This window comes from Metabacillus sp. YM-086 (assembly GCF_048059995.1).
Classification (GTDB): domain Bacteria; phylum Bacillota; class Bacilli; order Bacillales; family Bacillaceae; genus Metabacillus; species Metabacillus litoralis_B.
Window position 1 is genome coordinate 1 of sequence record NZ_JBLUOI010000062.1, and the last position, 13,362, is coordinate 13,362.

17 protein-coding genes and 1 pseudogene are annotated in these 13,362 nt (G+C 30.6%); 16 read left to right on the top strand and 2 right to left on the bottom strand.

Features of this window, described 5'->3' with window-relative positions:
- Window positions 1-352 precede the first annotated feature (352 nt).
- From ACEWK1_RS20790 to ACEWK1_RS20820, 7 genes and pseudogenes are all read left to right on the top strand, one after another.
- Window positions 353-817 carry a RidA family protein gene (locus ACEWK1_RS20790; RefSeq protein WP_212138344.1) on the top strand — a complete coding sequence of 155 codons (465 nt, stop codon included), beginning with the start codon at window positions 353-355 and terminating at the stop codon, window positions 815-817.
- A 133-nt stretch (window positions 818-950) separates the two neighbouring features.
- Window positions 951-1,316, top strand: a complete 366-nt coding sequence (locus ACEWK1_RS20795; RefSeq protein WP_416636611.1) for a DUF3221 domain-containing protein — start codon at window positions 951-953, stop codon at window positions 1,314-1,316.
- A 692-nt stretch (window positions 1,317-2,008) separates the two neighbouring features.
- Entirely contained in the window at window positions 2,009-2,602 is a 594-nt protein-coding gene (locus tag ACEWK1_RS20800) for a kinase (protein WP_416636612.1), read from the top strand.
- 248 nt (window positions 2,603-2,850) lie between these two features.
- The gene (locus ACEWK1_RS20805; protein WP_416636613.1) at window positions 2,851-3,177 is read left to right on the top strand and encodes an NAD-dependent epimerase/dehydratase family protein; all 327 of its coding nucleotides are present in this window, start codon (window positions 2,851-2,853) and stop codon (window positions 3,175-3,177) included.
- 161 nt (window positions 3,178-3,338) lie between these two features.
- Window positions 3,339-3,428: pseudogene (locus tag ACEWK1_RS20810) on the top strand (SAM-dependent methyltransferase); the annotation flags it as partial.
- 87 nt (window positions 3,429-3,515) lie between these two features.
- Window positions 3,516-3,995, top strand: coding sequence for a GNAT family N-acetyltransferase (locus tag ACEWK1_RS20815; RefSeq protein ID WP_416636614.1), 480 nt, complete (start codon window positions 3,516-3,518; stop codon window positions 3,993-3,995).
- A gap of 685 nt (window positions 3,996-4,680) precedes the next feature.
- A complete protein-coding gene (locus ACEWK1_RS20820) occupies window positions 4,681-5,157 on the top strand; it encodes a hypothetical protein (protein ID WP_251394735.1) in 477 nt (158 codons plus the stop codon).
- 109 nt (window positions 5,158-5,266) lie between these two features.
- Here the strand turns inward: ACEWK1_RS20820 and ACEWK1_RS20825 are convergent, their stop codons facing one another.
- Window positions 5,267-5,506, bottom strand: coding sequence for a hypothetical protein (locus tag ACEWK1_RS20825; RefSeq protein WP_212138338.1), 240 nt, complete (start codon window positions 5,504-5,506; stop codon window positions 5,267-5,269).
- Window positions 5,507-6,274: 768 nt separating this feature from the next.
- Window positions 6,275-6,427 carry a hypothetical protein gene (locus ACEWK1_RS20830; RefSeq protein ID WP_251394733.1) on the bottom strand — a complete coding sequence of 51 codons (153 nt, stop codon included), beginning with the start codon at window positions 6,425-6,427 and terminating at the stop codon, window positions 6,275-6,277.
- A 308-nt stretch (window positions 6,428-6,735) separates the two neighbouring features.
- On the opposite strand from ACEWK1_RS20830, the gene ACEWK1_RS20835 reads away from it, so the two are divergent.
- The 9 genes from ACEWK1_RS20835 (at window position 6,736) to ACEWK1_RS20875 (ending at window position 12,957) form a co-directional block, all read left to right on the top strand.
- Window positions 6,736-7,227: a GyrI-like domain-containing protein gene (locus tag ACEWK1_RS20835; protein ID WP_251394731.1), complete on the top strand. Its 492-nt coding sequence runs from the start codon at window positions 6,736-6,738 to the stop codon at window positions 7,225-7,227.
- Window positions 7,228-7,400: 173 nt separating this feature from the next.
- A complete protein-coding gene (locus ACEWK1_RS20840) occupies window positions 7,401-7,832 on the top strand; it encodes a GNAT family N-acetyltransferase (protein ID WP_251394729.1) in 432 nt (143 codons plus the stop codon).
- 215 nt (window positions 7,833-8,047) lie between these two features.
- Complete coding sequence (locus ACEWK1_RS20845) at window positions 8,048-8,536, top strand: DUF3888 domain-containing protein (RefSeq protein ID WP_416636615.1); 489 nt, start codon at window positions 8,048-8,050, stop codon at window positions 8,534-8,536.
- A gap of 204 nt (window positions 8,537-8,740) precedes the next feature.
- The gene (locus tag ACEWK1_RS20850; RefSeq protein WP_212138334.1) at window positions 8,741-9,040 is read left to right on the top strand and encodes a DUF4306 domain-containing protein; all 300 of its coding nucleotides are present in this window, start codon (window positions 8,741-8,743) and stop codon (window positions 9,038-9,040) included.
- A gap of 750 nt (window positions 9,041-9,790) precedes the next feature.
- On the top strand, window positions 9,791-9,928 hold the full coding sequence (locus tag ACEWK1_RS20855) for a hypothetical protein (protein WP_416636616.1): 138 nt from the start codon (window positions 9,791-9,793) through the stop codon (window positions 9,926-9,928).
- Between the two features lie 72 nt (window positions 9,929-10,000).
- Window positions 10,001-10,291 (top strand): histidine phosphatase family protein, encoded by a 291-nt coding sequence (locus ACEWK1_RS20860; protein ID WP_416636617.1) that lies wholly within the window; start codon window positions 10,001-10,003, stop codon window positions 10,289-10,291.
- Between the two features lie 441 nt (window positions 10,292-10,732).
- Window positions 10,733-11,194: an NUDIX hydrolase gene (locus ACEWK1_RS20865; protein ID WP_416636618.1), complete on the top strand. Its 462-nt coding sequence runs from the start codon at window positions 10,733-10,735 to the stop codon at window positions 11,192-11,194.
- 141 nt (window positions 11,195-11,335) lie between these two features.
- Window positions 11,336-11,806 (top strand): GNAT family N-acetyltransferase, encoded by a 471-nt coding sequence (locus ACEWK1_RS20870; RefSeq protein WP_416636619.1) that lies wholly within the window; start codon window positions 11,336-11,338, stop codon window positions 11,804-11,806.
- 860 nt (window positions 11,807-12,666) lie between these two features.
- Window positions 12,667-12,957, top strand: coding sequence for a hypothetical protein (locus ACEWK1_RS20875; RefSeq protein WP_212138331.1), 291 nt, complete (start codon window positions 12,667-12,669; stop codon window positions 12,955-12,957).
- Window positions 12,958-13,362 lie beyond the last annotated feature (405 nt).

Consider the following 13,362-nt stretch of genomic DNA (forward strand, 5'->3'; position numbering starts at 1 on the left):
CTGGGTTAGAGATTCAACATGAAGGAAATGGATTTGTAACTTCACAAAGTATAGGTGAAGGTAAAGAGATTAAAGAAGGAAATAAACTTTCTATAAAATTAAAATAAAGAGGGAGTATTCATTTATGGCAGTTATTGTCCTTTAACCTAAGTGATATTTTACAATAAAAGCACGCATGAGTAACAGTATTTGCGGTTTTTACGTAAAGCCAAAATTGGAGAAGTGCAGTAGTAGACTTGTTAGTTAGAAAAATGATACGAAAAATTAAAACAATATATTCCTCTGATGTAAATAAATGTTAATATTAACTTCATAACTTGGATATTTATACCAATGATATGGAGGGATTTTAATGACAGAAAATACTGCTGCAAAAAAACTAGAGAGCTTGGGTATAAATTTGCCTGATGCAAGTGACCCTCAAGCTAAGTATTCTAACTTTGTTATAGTAAATGGATTAATGTTTGTATCTGGAAAAGGTCCTACAGGTAATCCGAAAGGAAAGTTAGGTAAGGATTTCTCAACTGTAGAAGGGTATGAATATGCACGTGAAACTGGAATTGAGATCCTTGCTGTATTAAAACAGGCTTTAGGTTCTTTAGATAAAGTTAAAAGAGTAGTGAAAATTCAGGGATTTGTAAATGCAATGCCAGAGTTCGAAGAGCATCATAAAGTTTTAAATGGTTGCTCTGAATTAATGTTACAAGTATTCGGAGATAAAGGTAATCATGCCCGTTCAGTATTAGGTGCAATTTCTGTTAGAGACAATCTTCCGATTATAATTGATTCTATTTTTGAAATAGAGGAAGAGAGATAGGTGACACTATCACATTTACTATGAAATAGGTGAAGATAAAAGACTGTCCCTTATTCAACAAAAAGTGATTTTTTGGAACAATTATGAATCCCGTTTACATCAATGGTGTCAAGTAAATTAAAGGAGAATTAAGTTGAAAAATAAACAACTGTTTTCTGTTATATTGCTTTTGACTCTTTTGGTAGGATGCAGCAACACTGAGAAATCAGATACCATAATGAAATCAGATGACTTTGAAATCGAAGGACGAATTGTTCAGTTGGAAAAAGAAAGTATGACTGTAATTAATGATGTATCTAAAGAAATGATTAAAAAATATAGTGCAAGTGAACTTCTTAGCAAAAGAAACGGAAAAGCTGTTAGATTTTATTTTAAAGATACTTCTAAGAAATTTGAAGTTGGTCAATTAGTAAGGGTGTGGAGGGACAAAGATAGTCCTATCTTAGATTCTGATCCTCTCCAAATGTCTGCCTCTAAAGTGGAGGTAATGGAAGAATAGATTGTAAAAATGAAGGGCCTTCTTGAACTAACGATGAACTCCATAGCTGTCTTCAGTAAAAGGCAAATCATGAATATAGAAGCTAACTTAGTATGAATTAATAAAACACACACATTTCCCAAAATGTGTGTGTTTAGTTTATTAGAAGTATTCTTTATAAGTGTAGAAAAGGATAATTGCTGCTATAACCGTGTACAAGATTGAAGTGTAAAAGGCGGTAGAAGGGTGAAATTTCTTTTCTTCTTTACTACTAGTTTCCATTTTAAAACCTGTAGTAGCTTGGGCGAGCATATCTAGGTTATTCCTTGAAAAACCACCTGACGAACTAAAAAAATAAACAAAAACCGCACCAAGTAAACCTACAAAAAAGGAATAATCAACAAAAGACACATTAAATAAAATGCTAATACCAAAGTTTAAACCTAATAACGCTATCGATGTTAGAATAAAGGTAAAAAATTTTCTAATGATATTACACACCTCCATATTTCAGTTACGGTTGAAGTAACAAAGGTTTCATTTATCTATTCAGCAAACAAAGCGCCTTTCTTGAACAAGGAAGGTGCTTCTTTTACTTTAAGGACAAACTGGTGAAGAACAATTAAAATGAAATTTAGAATGCGAAGAGTTACACTTTAACGAATGGAACAGATTAATTTAATTTTGTATATTAAAGTAGGGTGGGATTGGGCTTGGAAGATAAACTAACAACATTATTGAAAAACATTCCAAAAGTTGAAAAAGGTCAAAAGGTTGTACTCGGTATAGATGGATTAAGTCGCTCAGGTAAAACTACAATAGTAAGAAGCATCGAACAGCATATTCAAGAAAAAGATATTTTGTCTTGTGTTTTACATATAGACGATTACATTGTAGAGAGAGAAAAACGTTATAGCACTGGTAATGAAGAGTGGTATGAGTATTACAATTTGCAATGGGATGTAGAATGGCTAAAAGAGAATTTATTCAAAAGACTTAAAGAATCTAATGAATTAAAATTATTAACATATGACTCTATTTCAGATTCACAAAAATTATATTCGATCAAGATACCAGATACATGTCTAATTATAATTGAAGGAGTATTTTTACAAAGAAAAGAGTGGAGAAATTACTTCGATTTTATGATTTATCTGAATTGTGTACGAGAAGAGAGATTCAAACGTGAAAGTGTTGATACACAAAAAAACATTGAGAAGTTTGAAAAAAGATACTGGAAAGCAGAAGATTATTATATGAAAACAGTTTCGCCAATAGAACAAGCCGATTTAGTTATACAGAATTAAAATAGAGAATGAATAGGCTTACACTAAAACTAAAGGTTAAGTGGTTTTATTGTTCAACTAGAGAAGTAATGATAGATAGAAATTTTGATACGCAATACATCTATACTATTCAACAGTAATTGATATTCAATAAACAAAGCGCCTATCTTAGGAAAGGTGCTTATTTTATATTACAAACTAAGTTGATATGTTAAAATTAGGAAAATGAATTTTGAGAAAAGCATAGCTCTATATTCAAAGGGGATACAATGAAAATACTTATTTTAGGTGGAAAAGGATTTTTCGGTTCAAGTATAATGGCTCAAGCACTTTTAAAAAATATAACTGTGTACGGAACCTCGCGTACAATATCTAATAGTATCAATATCATCAAAACAGATGTTTCCAATAAAACCTCATTGTTGTCCTTACTAGATAAATCCGTTCCTGATGTGATTATATGGGCTCTTATGAGTGATAAAAATGAAATTGAATTAGTTAATAATGGACTTTTAAATTTATTATCGTTAATAAAAAAAGAAACCAAGCTGATCTTTATGTCCACAGATGCAATTTTTACTTCACACCTTTTATAAGCAACGCCTAAAACAGCTCGGAATAAAAGCCTCTATCAGTGCTTGCAAAATTGATAGTAAAGAAAATCCATATATTTCGCTGGATACCTCTCTAAATACCCAAAAGGCTAATTTAATATTAAAAACAAGTTTTCGGGAAATTTAGTTTTTGGAGGACCCTAGGAGTAATTTTTTGTTCGAAAAGATATGACTTGCGAAATCAAGGGGATGTACTTATTTTTGCATTTCTAATACTAGATGCGATTAATTAATGAATAAAATTGGATTCTTCAAGGCCGCTTTTTTTCTAATACAAAAATGAAGAGGAATCAAAGATATTTTAATAGAGGTGGATTGATATGAATATAGAAGCAATTGAGGAATTATCGGGTAATAAAATAATAGATTTCTTTAAGTTGCATTGGGGAAGTCCAGAAATGGTTGTATCCAGTGGGATTTACGATTGTAGCTCTTTAGATGGATTTGCTGTCATAGATAAAGAAGATAAAATTATTGGGTTAATTACTTACATAATAAGAAATAACGAGTGCGAAATTATTTCATTAGATAGTATTGAAGAGGGGCGAGGTATAGGTTCATTATTACTTCAAGAAGTGGAAAACCTTGCTAATAAGAAAAATTGTAATCTTGTTAAACTTATAACAACAAATGATAATTTATTAGCACTAAAGTTTTATCAAAAACGAGGTTTTATCTTGTCACAGATTTTTATTGATGCTGTTAAGAAAGCAAGAAAGTTAAAACCAGAGATACCCTTAATTGGTAATGATGGTATACCAATCAGAGATGAAATTGAGCTGATAAAGGTATTAAAATAATGAGGGTTTAGTTCTATAATCACCTTCAGCAATAGAAGCTCTTTTCTGGAAAAAGGAAAGATACTACTTTCAGTTAGTCCAGATTGGAAAGATCAATCAGAATGAAATTGAGACTGTGAAGAGTTACACTTTAAAGGGAAATTGAAGTTTATTGAGTTTGGCATAGGAAACACTTGGTTGATAAGATTTATACTTCATTTAAACTCTATAAGCTATTATATAACTCAGAATTTTTGGTTTTATAGCTGGTCTCGTTGAAGAGAAAGGCTTGAGTCCAAGCGAGAATGAATATATACACGGATTTGGGATATTATAGGTGAATGGAGGAGATACGATGAAGTCTTTATTCTTACTACCTTCTATGATTATTTGTCAATAACAAACTATCTCTTTACACGATACTCTCTTAATTGGCAAAAGTAAACATCTTTCGTCAGTGGAGTTATATTGACTTTGTAAGCTGTCATATATCCCACAGTCCCAACTCAAAACATAGTGAATAAATTTCCTAAGTAATTCTATCCCTGCCTTCTAAATAGTTATTGGTACGCTTTAATAAATTCCACTAATCAAGTAGTCAATTAATAAGTAAATATGATTTATGAATTTTTCCGATTTTACATGCTGTCATTTATGAGCATAGGAACAGTGTAATGGAACAATTCCTTAAGGAGTGTATTTGCATATGGCTTCAAAGAGGCACAAAATATTAAATTTATTTTTAATACTTCTACCCTGGTTTTCTGTTGTATTTATAGGTAAGAGTAGTGTCAAACGTTATTCTTTAGCGGCCGTTTTTATAGCTATTTTTGAAATTATAAATCATTTGTATGGACGTAAGAGGAAGTGGTGGGAATTTTATGACAAGCCAAAATCATTTATAAGGGATGAACTTCCTTTTGATATAGGTCCCTATTTTCCTATGTCTTTGTGGTTCCTTAAATTTTCATATGGTAACTTCAAAAAATTTGTATTGATTAATGCGATAGCGAATGGATTATTTGCTTTTCTCTTTATTCCTTTCTTAAAGAAAATTAAAATTGTTCGTCTAAAAAGGTTAAACTATTTCCAATTCTTTATATATATACATTACAAAGCATATTTATTGTATGGAATACAGCAGTTGATTGAAAGAAGTAAAAGTAATATTGGTACGACCTGAACTAACATAACATGGTAGTTGCTTATTTCAGTTAAGGATCAGATTTTTACAATGACTCTTAGACCTAAATAGCGACATAAGAAATATTTTATAATTAATAACTAGCACCTTATCCAGTCGGTACAAAATTGGTGTTTGGTTGTTGTTGTCCTTCTATAAAAGTTTTTTGATGTTTCTCAATTTCTTCAGTTAGTAAAAGCTCAACATTTTGATATGGTCTGCTTTTTTCATCAACGGATGCTATCCAATTAAAGAATTCAACTTTTCTTATGTGATGTGCATATGGGTTAAAGAATGTAACAGGATTACCGTAGGGTTCGATTGTTGGCAATAATAATGTAACAAACATAATAAATTCCCCCATTTGTTTTTTTATAATATATGTATTTTTATCTATATTAGTTTCAAGAAATTCAAATCCCATTAAATCTTTTATACGTTTATTAGATTCGAGGACTGGAGAAAAGTTGTTTGGAAGAGGTAATTTTTAATGGGGATTTATTCCTTTCTTAATTTTATAAATTCTTTATCTAAACCCCTTGGTTTTGAGCATTCGCAAAAGTGTGTATAAACCAAATTACTAAGTGTTTTACACTAGAATTGATGGAATAGCCTCCAAAACAGTAATAAACCTATGTAACAACTATTCACCACTTGAAAAAAGTTATGTCACATTTAGGCGGAATCGCTTACATTGAATAAGCTACTAATTATAATAGAAAAGAGCAAGTTGCAGATTTCATAACTAAAAAATCAAGTGAAGATGGTATTGAGTTCGCATTAAAAAAATATGGGATAATTAAACAAAAAGTCAATAATAACAAGTAATTATTCCACAATTAGAGGATGGATACATGTGTTTACTATTGAATCTTTAACATAAAGAAATAAAGTACATTACTTTACAGATCCAATATCGAACACATTCTTTAAGAACTTTTATCGAATCTATAAGAATGTGGAAGCAAACACGTTCAATTTTAATTTACATAAATTATTAAACAGAGGATATTCAAATAGTGGTTGTTAACTAAGACTTAATGAGATAAACCGAGGGTCTCCCCCTTTGTGTAATACCTTGTTGTTAGATTGAATAGAAAATGGAATACACTAGTATCTAGTGTTTTCTATTGTTGATTTCTTCAACTATTAAGTTCAAAAGATTTTCTAAGCTTTTTGATTCTTTACTAAAAAGATAAAAATTTAAACTTGTTTGAATTGCATTCAATTCATAGTCAGAGAATCCTTTTATTATGTCTTTTATATCCATGTTCACACCCCCTCTCATGGGGGAGACTATAAAATATTACTATATAAGGATGAATTTGGTAATTGATAATTAATTAAAATATCAAACTGCATTTTACATTAGTTTTAGTGCTAAAAAATTTTGAATTAATGATCTTCTGCAATAAATGCGCCTTTCTGGAACAAGGAAGATGCTTATTTCTGTTAATGGCCATTTTCTTGAAGAAAAAGGAGTTAATAAGAACCAAGCAGAATGTAATATGAACTTGTTTTGTGAATATTCCTAGGAAAATTAACTTTAAAACTTAAATTATGAAGGATGGATACTAAGTGCAAAACTTCAATTATGAAATTGTTGAGATACCTGAGTATCGAGGAATCGGATTAAAGTGGGGTGGCTCGTACACGGAAATTAATACTTTGAAAAAACTTATTATAAGTATGAGTAGTAGAGTAGGAGAGTTAGATCATGTTGTCAATCCAGAGACTCAATTAGGTCTATCCTATCATCTTAGGCCTGATGGATTTGTTCATTATTCTGTTTATGAAGTTACTCAAGAACAACAACTTCCCGATGGTATGGTAGAAATAAATGTACCCAAGATGACTTACTTATTGACGCATCACAAAAAGGGACAAGACATCGGTCAAACTTATAACAAAATCCTTCAATGGCTTAAGGAAAGTAATTATACCCCTTATGTAGAGCCGGGTGTGAAATATTACGATGATTTACCGATAAAACACGAAAGGTACCCGAATGATCGTGTTTTTAATAATCCTCATTTTGATATCTTAATTCCTATTTTTAAGAACAAATAAATTCGATTTTCCTTTTTACGAAATTAATGATCTTCAGCAATAAAAGCGCCTTTCTGGAACATAGAAAGATGCTAATTCAGTTTAGGGCGAGATTCTGGAGTTTTAAATATTTGTTAATAAGTTTAATGTTTAATGGATACTTAGATACTATTCTTATTAGGATGGATGATAATATGAAAATTAGATTAAGTAAAGAAATAGAATTTGATAAAATGGTAGATATATGGTATGAAGGTTCATTAATAGCTCATGATTTTATTGATAAAGATTATTGGAATTCTCAGCGACATAAGATGAAAGAAATATACTTTCCGATGTCTGAAAATTATGTTATATGCAATGCAAAAGAAATCGTGGGTTTCATCTCAATGGTAGATAACTATTTGGCAGCATTGTTTATTGATATTGAAAATCAAGGTAATGGATATGGAAAAGAATTATTGAACTTTATAAAAAAACAAAGGAAGAATATACAATTGAAAGTTTACAAGAAAAATGATGTTGCAGTTAATTTTTATTTGAGAAATGGTTTTGTGAATAAAGAGGAACGACTGGATGAACAGACTTCCGAAGTTGAGTTTTTAATGGAATGGAGAGAGGTTTAAATTATGATTTTGAAGTCCTAATTTTTCATTTGAAATGATAATATCATTAATATCTAGCCTTTATAAAGGAGCATATTTGTTTTTAATCTTCTGCAATAAAAGCGCTTATCATGAACAAGGATAAGTGTTTTTCTTATGTGTAAGGATACTTATCCACTCTTTTATTAATGTATAAATTGTATTTCTTTACAGATTATAGTTAGAGGAGGTGGAAAATGAAACCAATTATTCATTCGCTTTTTCTATTACCAATGACTCTTTTAATTTCATTACAAATTGCATGTGCGGAAGATTTTCATCGTAAAGGTTATAGCGAGGACTTATATAATGCTACTCATGATGTTACACAAGAACAATATCTTAAAAACTTTATGATTGAGCTTTTTATGCCCCATATTGTAAAAGAGACTCAAAAATATTATAAAGATCCTTCTGCAACTGGTTTAACGTACGACTGGGATAATAAATATAATGTCGTTGAAATCCATTACGAAGTAGAGCAGGAAATTAATAATCAACATTTTCCCTATACCGTTACATTTACAGCTAATGTTTACAACGGGGATATGAACAACCAAAAGTTTTTTGGTACAGATACTTTAACGTTTGGTGTTAACCCAGCTTTAATTGTCAATAAAGAAATAAAAGATCATTTAGCAATCAAATTAATCGACTATAAACACAATAAACCTAATAATGAGTAGATCATTTATTACATGATCTACTCATTTCAACGGGAATTTAATGGAAAGAAATAAGTAAAAAGGATAGTATTCTTTTGCAGCAAAATTTAGTTAGCCAACATTTTCGTATTATTGATGATCAGCAATATAGATGGTTCAGTACATTTGATATACAGAAGGCTTTGATGCGTTAAAATGAATTATAGGGTGAGGAGTGAATTAAAATTGAAAAGAATTATTACCTTCATACTTTTATTACCTATATTTGCATATAGTTTCTTCGCAACTTCTTGGACGGGTTCATATATAATGCTCGAAGAAAATTGGAAAAAACACATCATCTTTACTCCTATGAATGCTACAGATCCAAAACAAATTTATGAAATTGATAAATTTTTCTATGCTCTTAAATACCAACCGATAATAACCATTGCCTGTATTATATCTTTCTTAATATTATTGAGTATTATTGTTACTTGGATTATTAAAAAGTTTAATAATAACGAAAAAAGTATCGTAAATTAAATAAGAACAGGATAATGGGAAAGTTGTTCAATTAGAATTGTAAATTAATTGAACCGTTGTTCAGCAAACAAAGCACAATTATATGATATTACGGGAGTTTCAACTGTTACATATAACTTTCCTTCGATGTATTGGCTATTTATATCATTTTATTAATTACTTTTATTCTTGGAATATACCTTATTTTAGTAAAGGAAACGCAAGGTGAAGAAGGTCCCACTTCGATTCTTCAAAATATGCAAATGATATACTACATAACAACACTAGAGCTAATAGTGAATTTTGTGTTCTTAAGTAATCAAGCGCTAATGTGTATTAACCTTTGCGTTCTTTTATAACAAAGACAGAAGTAATTCATTTATAAAGAGAATCTTATATATTCCATGTGTTAGTATTTATGTAAGACAAGACTATTTATCACAGGGGTTTTTCGATGCAAAAATATTTTATGATTTTTTCGTATTTTCTGTTCTTAATTCCATTTATATTTATTACGACTTTCTTTTTCGACTTTATTATTATTGAAAAGATACAAGGCTTACCGATATTTTCCCCTCTAGTTTTTTGTTCCACCGGTCTGTTTTTAGCTGTTAAAGCGTACCAAATCCAGAAGAACACTTTAGCAATTGGAGCTATAATAGTAAACTTACTTTTATTTTTATTTCCTATTGTCTATATAATCGGAGGTACTGTTATATTTGGTGTTTGAAATTTTGAAAATATGATAAAAAGTGGAAAGGTGATTTAGCGTTGAAGTTTAGAAATTATGACTCTATTTCATCAAAAGAAGATGCTGTTAATTTGAAGGTTTCATATGGTTCTATTTCGTACTCTTTATTTATTGGGGTGATAAAAGAGGATGATATTTGGAAAGTGAATATGCCATAAAAAGTTATTAAACTATAGGGTGCCTTTCTATAACAGGGATGTGTATTCATATGGTATAAAGGATGATAATAAGTGCAGATTATTTTTATTAGACATGGACAAGGTGAACACACTTTAAATATTCCACAAAGCTTACATATATATGATCCTGCATTAACTAATATGGGCATGATGCAGGCTATAGGTTTAGCAGAAGAAATGCCACTTAATGAAGATGATATATTGATAGTAAGTCCCTTACGAAGAACTCTACAGACTGCGGAAATATGGAGTCATAAAATATTATGTAGAAAGATTACAACACCAATAGTTTCACCTAGAATATTCCCTCAAATACCAAAGGCAAAAAACATTACCATGTGATAAATTATTAGAAAAAAGAAAGATACTAAGTGAATTTCCTGATTTTTATCTACATGAAGGATTACCAAACAAGATATGGACAGATGGGATAAACGTATTGCCAGAAAAGGAGTTTAGGGAGATCGCTAAGAATTTCATCGATTGGTGTAAAGAACAGAATGGAAAAAGAATTTTTGTTGTCTCACATGATGGTACAATAACATCTTTTAGAGAATTTATAACAGGTAAAAAGCTATCACGAGCTGACTTTCCTAATGAAACAAGTTCTATTTGTTTAGAAATATAAATAGATAATCATCAATAAACGAAGCACTTTCTTTAGTAAAGATTGGCGCTATTTTTATGGAATTGACTTTATTCTTCATAATTCCATACTATGGTAATATCATGTGATGAACAGCTTATTGATGAGAAATATATAAATAAGGGAGGAGGTGACTATTGGGTATTCTTACATTTGGGAAAAAAGAGAAAGATAGAGAATATATATTAAGAGCTGCAGTGTATTGTGTAATCTTCAATGATGAAAATGATAAAGTAGCTATTCTCGAAACAGATGATGGAAAGTATTTTCTTCCAGGTGGTGGAATAGAAGAAGGTGAGTCTCACGAAGAATGTTTAATAAGAGAAGCTTTAGAAGAGATGGGAGTTGAGATTGAAATAGGTGATTTTATAGGATGTGCTAATCGATATTTTTATTCTACAATCGAACTTAAGCATTATCTCAGTGAAGGTCATTTCTATATATGTAAGATTGGAAAGAAAGTAAGTGAATCAATTGAGGAAGGCCATTTATTAAAATGGATTGAACCTTCTCAAGCTATAACAAATTTATTTCACGAACACCAAAGTTGGGCAGTTAATGAAGCACTAAAGCATTTCTGGCCTACTCTAGATCTATAACCAATCTTACGCAATAAAAGCTCCTTCCTGTAATGAGAAAAGGCGCTATTTCAATTTAAGGCCATATTGAATAAGATCTTAAAATTTTGAAGGTAATAGATTTATCTGAAGAACTTTTATTCTTCAATGAGTGGTGATTGTATGGAATTCATACCAATTGACCTAAATGAACACAGAGATTATGTAATTCAATTTAGAAAAGATTCTTTTATTGTTAGCTTTGGATCTGATGATGATTTTGGAAGTGAAGAAGATTATCTGGACTGGTTAAAACAGCAGTCGGAGAAATACCCAGAGGGTTTCGTATTAGCAGTAGAAAATCAGCAGCCTATTGGACAACTTGAACTAACTTTGAAAGAATTTGATGGAAAGCAAATTGGTTATGTTAACTTATATTATCTAATTTCTGAAAAACGGGGAATGGGATATGGTACTTTGCTTCACAACTATGCACTTAATTTCTTTAAAAATAATGGAGTGAATGAATATCATCTTAGGGTTTCACCAACTAACCACAACGCAATATCATTTTATATCAAAAACGGTATGAAGAAAATAAACACTGAAATGAATGGGAAAGTCTTGAGGTTTTCAGGAAATCTTCCTTGTTAACTATTTCTATATATACTACATATAGAAAAGCGCATTTCTGAGATAGGAATGCGTATAAATTAATGGAAGGGCTATTTTCGTGTTGATATCATTTTAGAAACATTCCTCAAGGCGTCTGAGTTTCCTTGTTTAGGACGCTAGTAAATAGCAGATATAGAATATAACAGGGAGTGTTGGTGTTGGTGATGTTTGAAAAACTAAGGAAAGTTAGTATGAGAACGACCGTAATTATGGGGTGCTGTTTTTACTCTTTGATAATCTTAATTCATATTCTCATAATTATGGGCATTATTCCACTAACATGGGTTAATGGAGGACGGTCTGAATCCCTGGAGAATCAGTTACCATTATCTATACTTAACTCAATTATTGCTATTATTGGAGGTCTTTTTACAATAACTGTTGGTGCAAACATACAATTAAAATTCAATAGATGGATAACCACTATATGTTGGTTCTTCGTCATACTTTGGACTTACGGGTTTATACAACAATTGTTTGGAACACTATTTGAAAAAATGGTTTGTTCATTAGTCCTGTTTCTCGGAGTCATTTCCACCTTACGAATGGCTATTGAAAAAAGATAGTGTGGGAATTAGATTGTCAACAAAGCGCTTTTCTGAAACATGGAAATGCGCTTATTTTCAGTTTAGGACAGATCGGGGAAGATCAAATAGAATGAAATTAGATTGTGAAGACTTACACTTAAACTACGGGGCAGCTTTTGTTCAATAAGAAATCACAAAACGAAGAGCATTTACTATAAAATAAGATGTAACGCATTAATGTCGTATAAATAAGTAATTCAAATAAATTGAGATGATACACATTCAGTACACTACAAAATATGGAGGTTAGTAATGTTATTTATGATATTTGGGGTTATTGCAATAGTAGCAACTTTTATAAATCTTTATATGTATAAAGTAGGAAAGGATTATAAGCTTGCTATGGCGATAGGACTATCATTTACAGCATTAACACTTTGTTCAGAATATCGTCTTGTATCTATGTGGGTAAAAGTGGAAGATTGGTCAGCTGTAGGTGATGTAGTACCTGGTATGGAAAGGGCATTATGGTTTTTGACAATTGTTTCTATCATACTAAATATTGCTCCTATACTTTTAGAAAAAAAGGAAAGAAATAATTAATGATTTTCACATGATTTATATATTGTGCTATTAATGTGTAAGTCCTGGATGGCAAACGGATAGCTTTAGTACTAAGTGAGAAGAAGAATTCAATAAGGGATATATAAAGAAGCTTTAAGGAATGATATTAGTTAAATATTGTATTTCTTAAGGTGATTACCTATGAACACTATCATCGTTAAGTACTACGCTTATAGATATTGGAAAGGCCCTCGGAACAGCTTTTTCTGTAATTGAAGCAAGCATTGGGTTTAAGTTATCATGGGGTCCTATATACTGGGAATTAATTGGTGCTTTTATTGGACTATACTAGGTTTTACTATCCGCCTTTTTACAGAATTAGTACCTAAAAGGAAAATATTTTTTAAAAAAGGACCCTACAAGTAAAGGGTGCGTTCGTTCAAC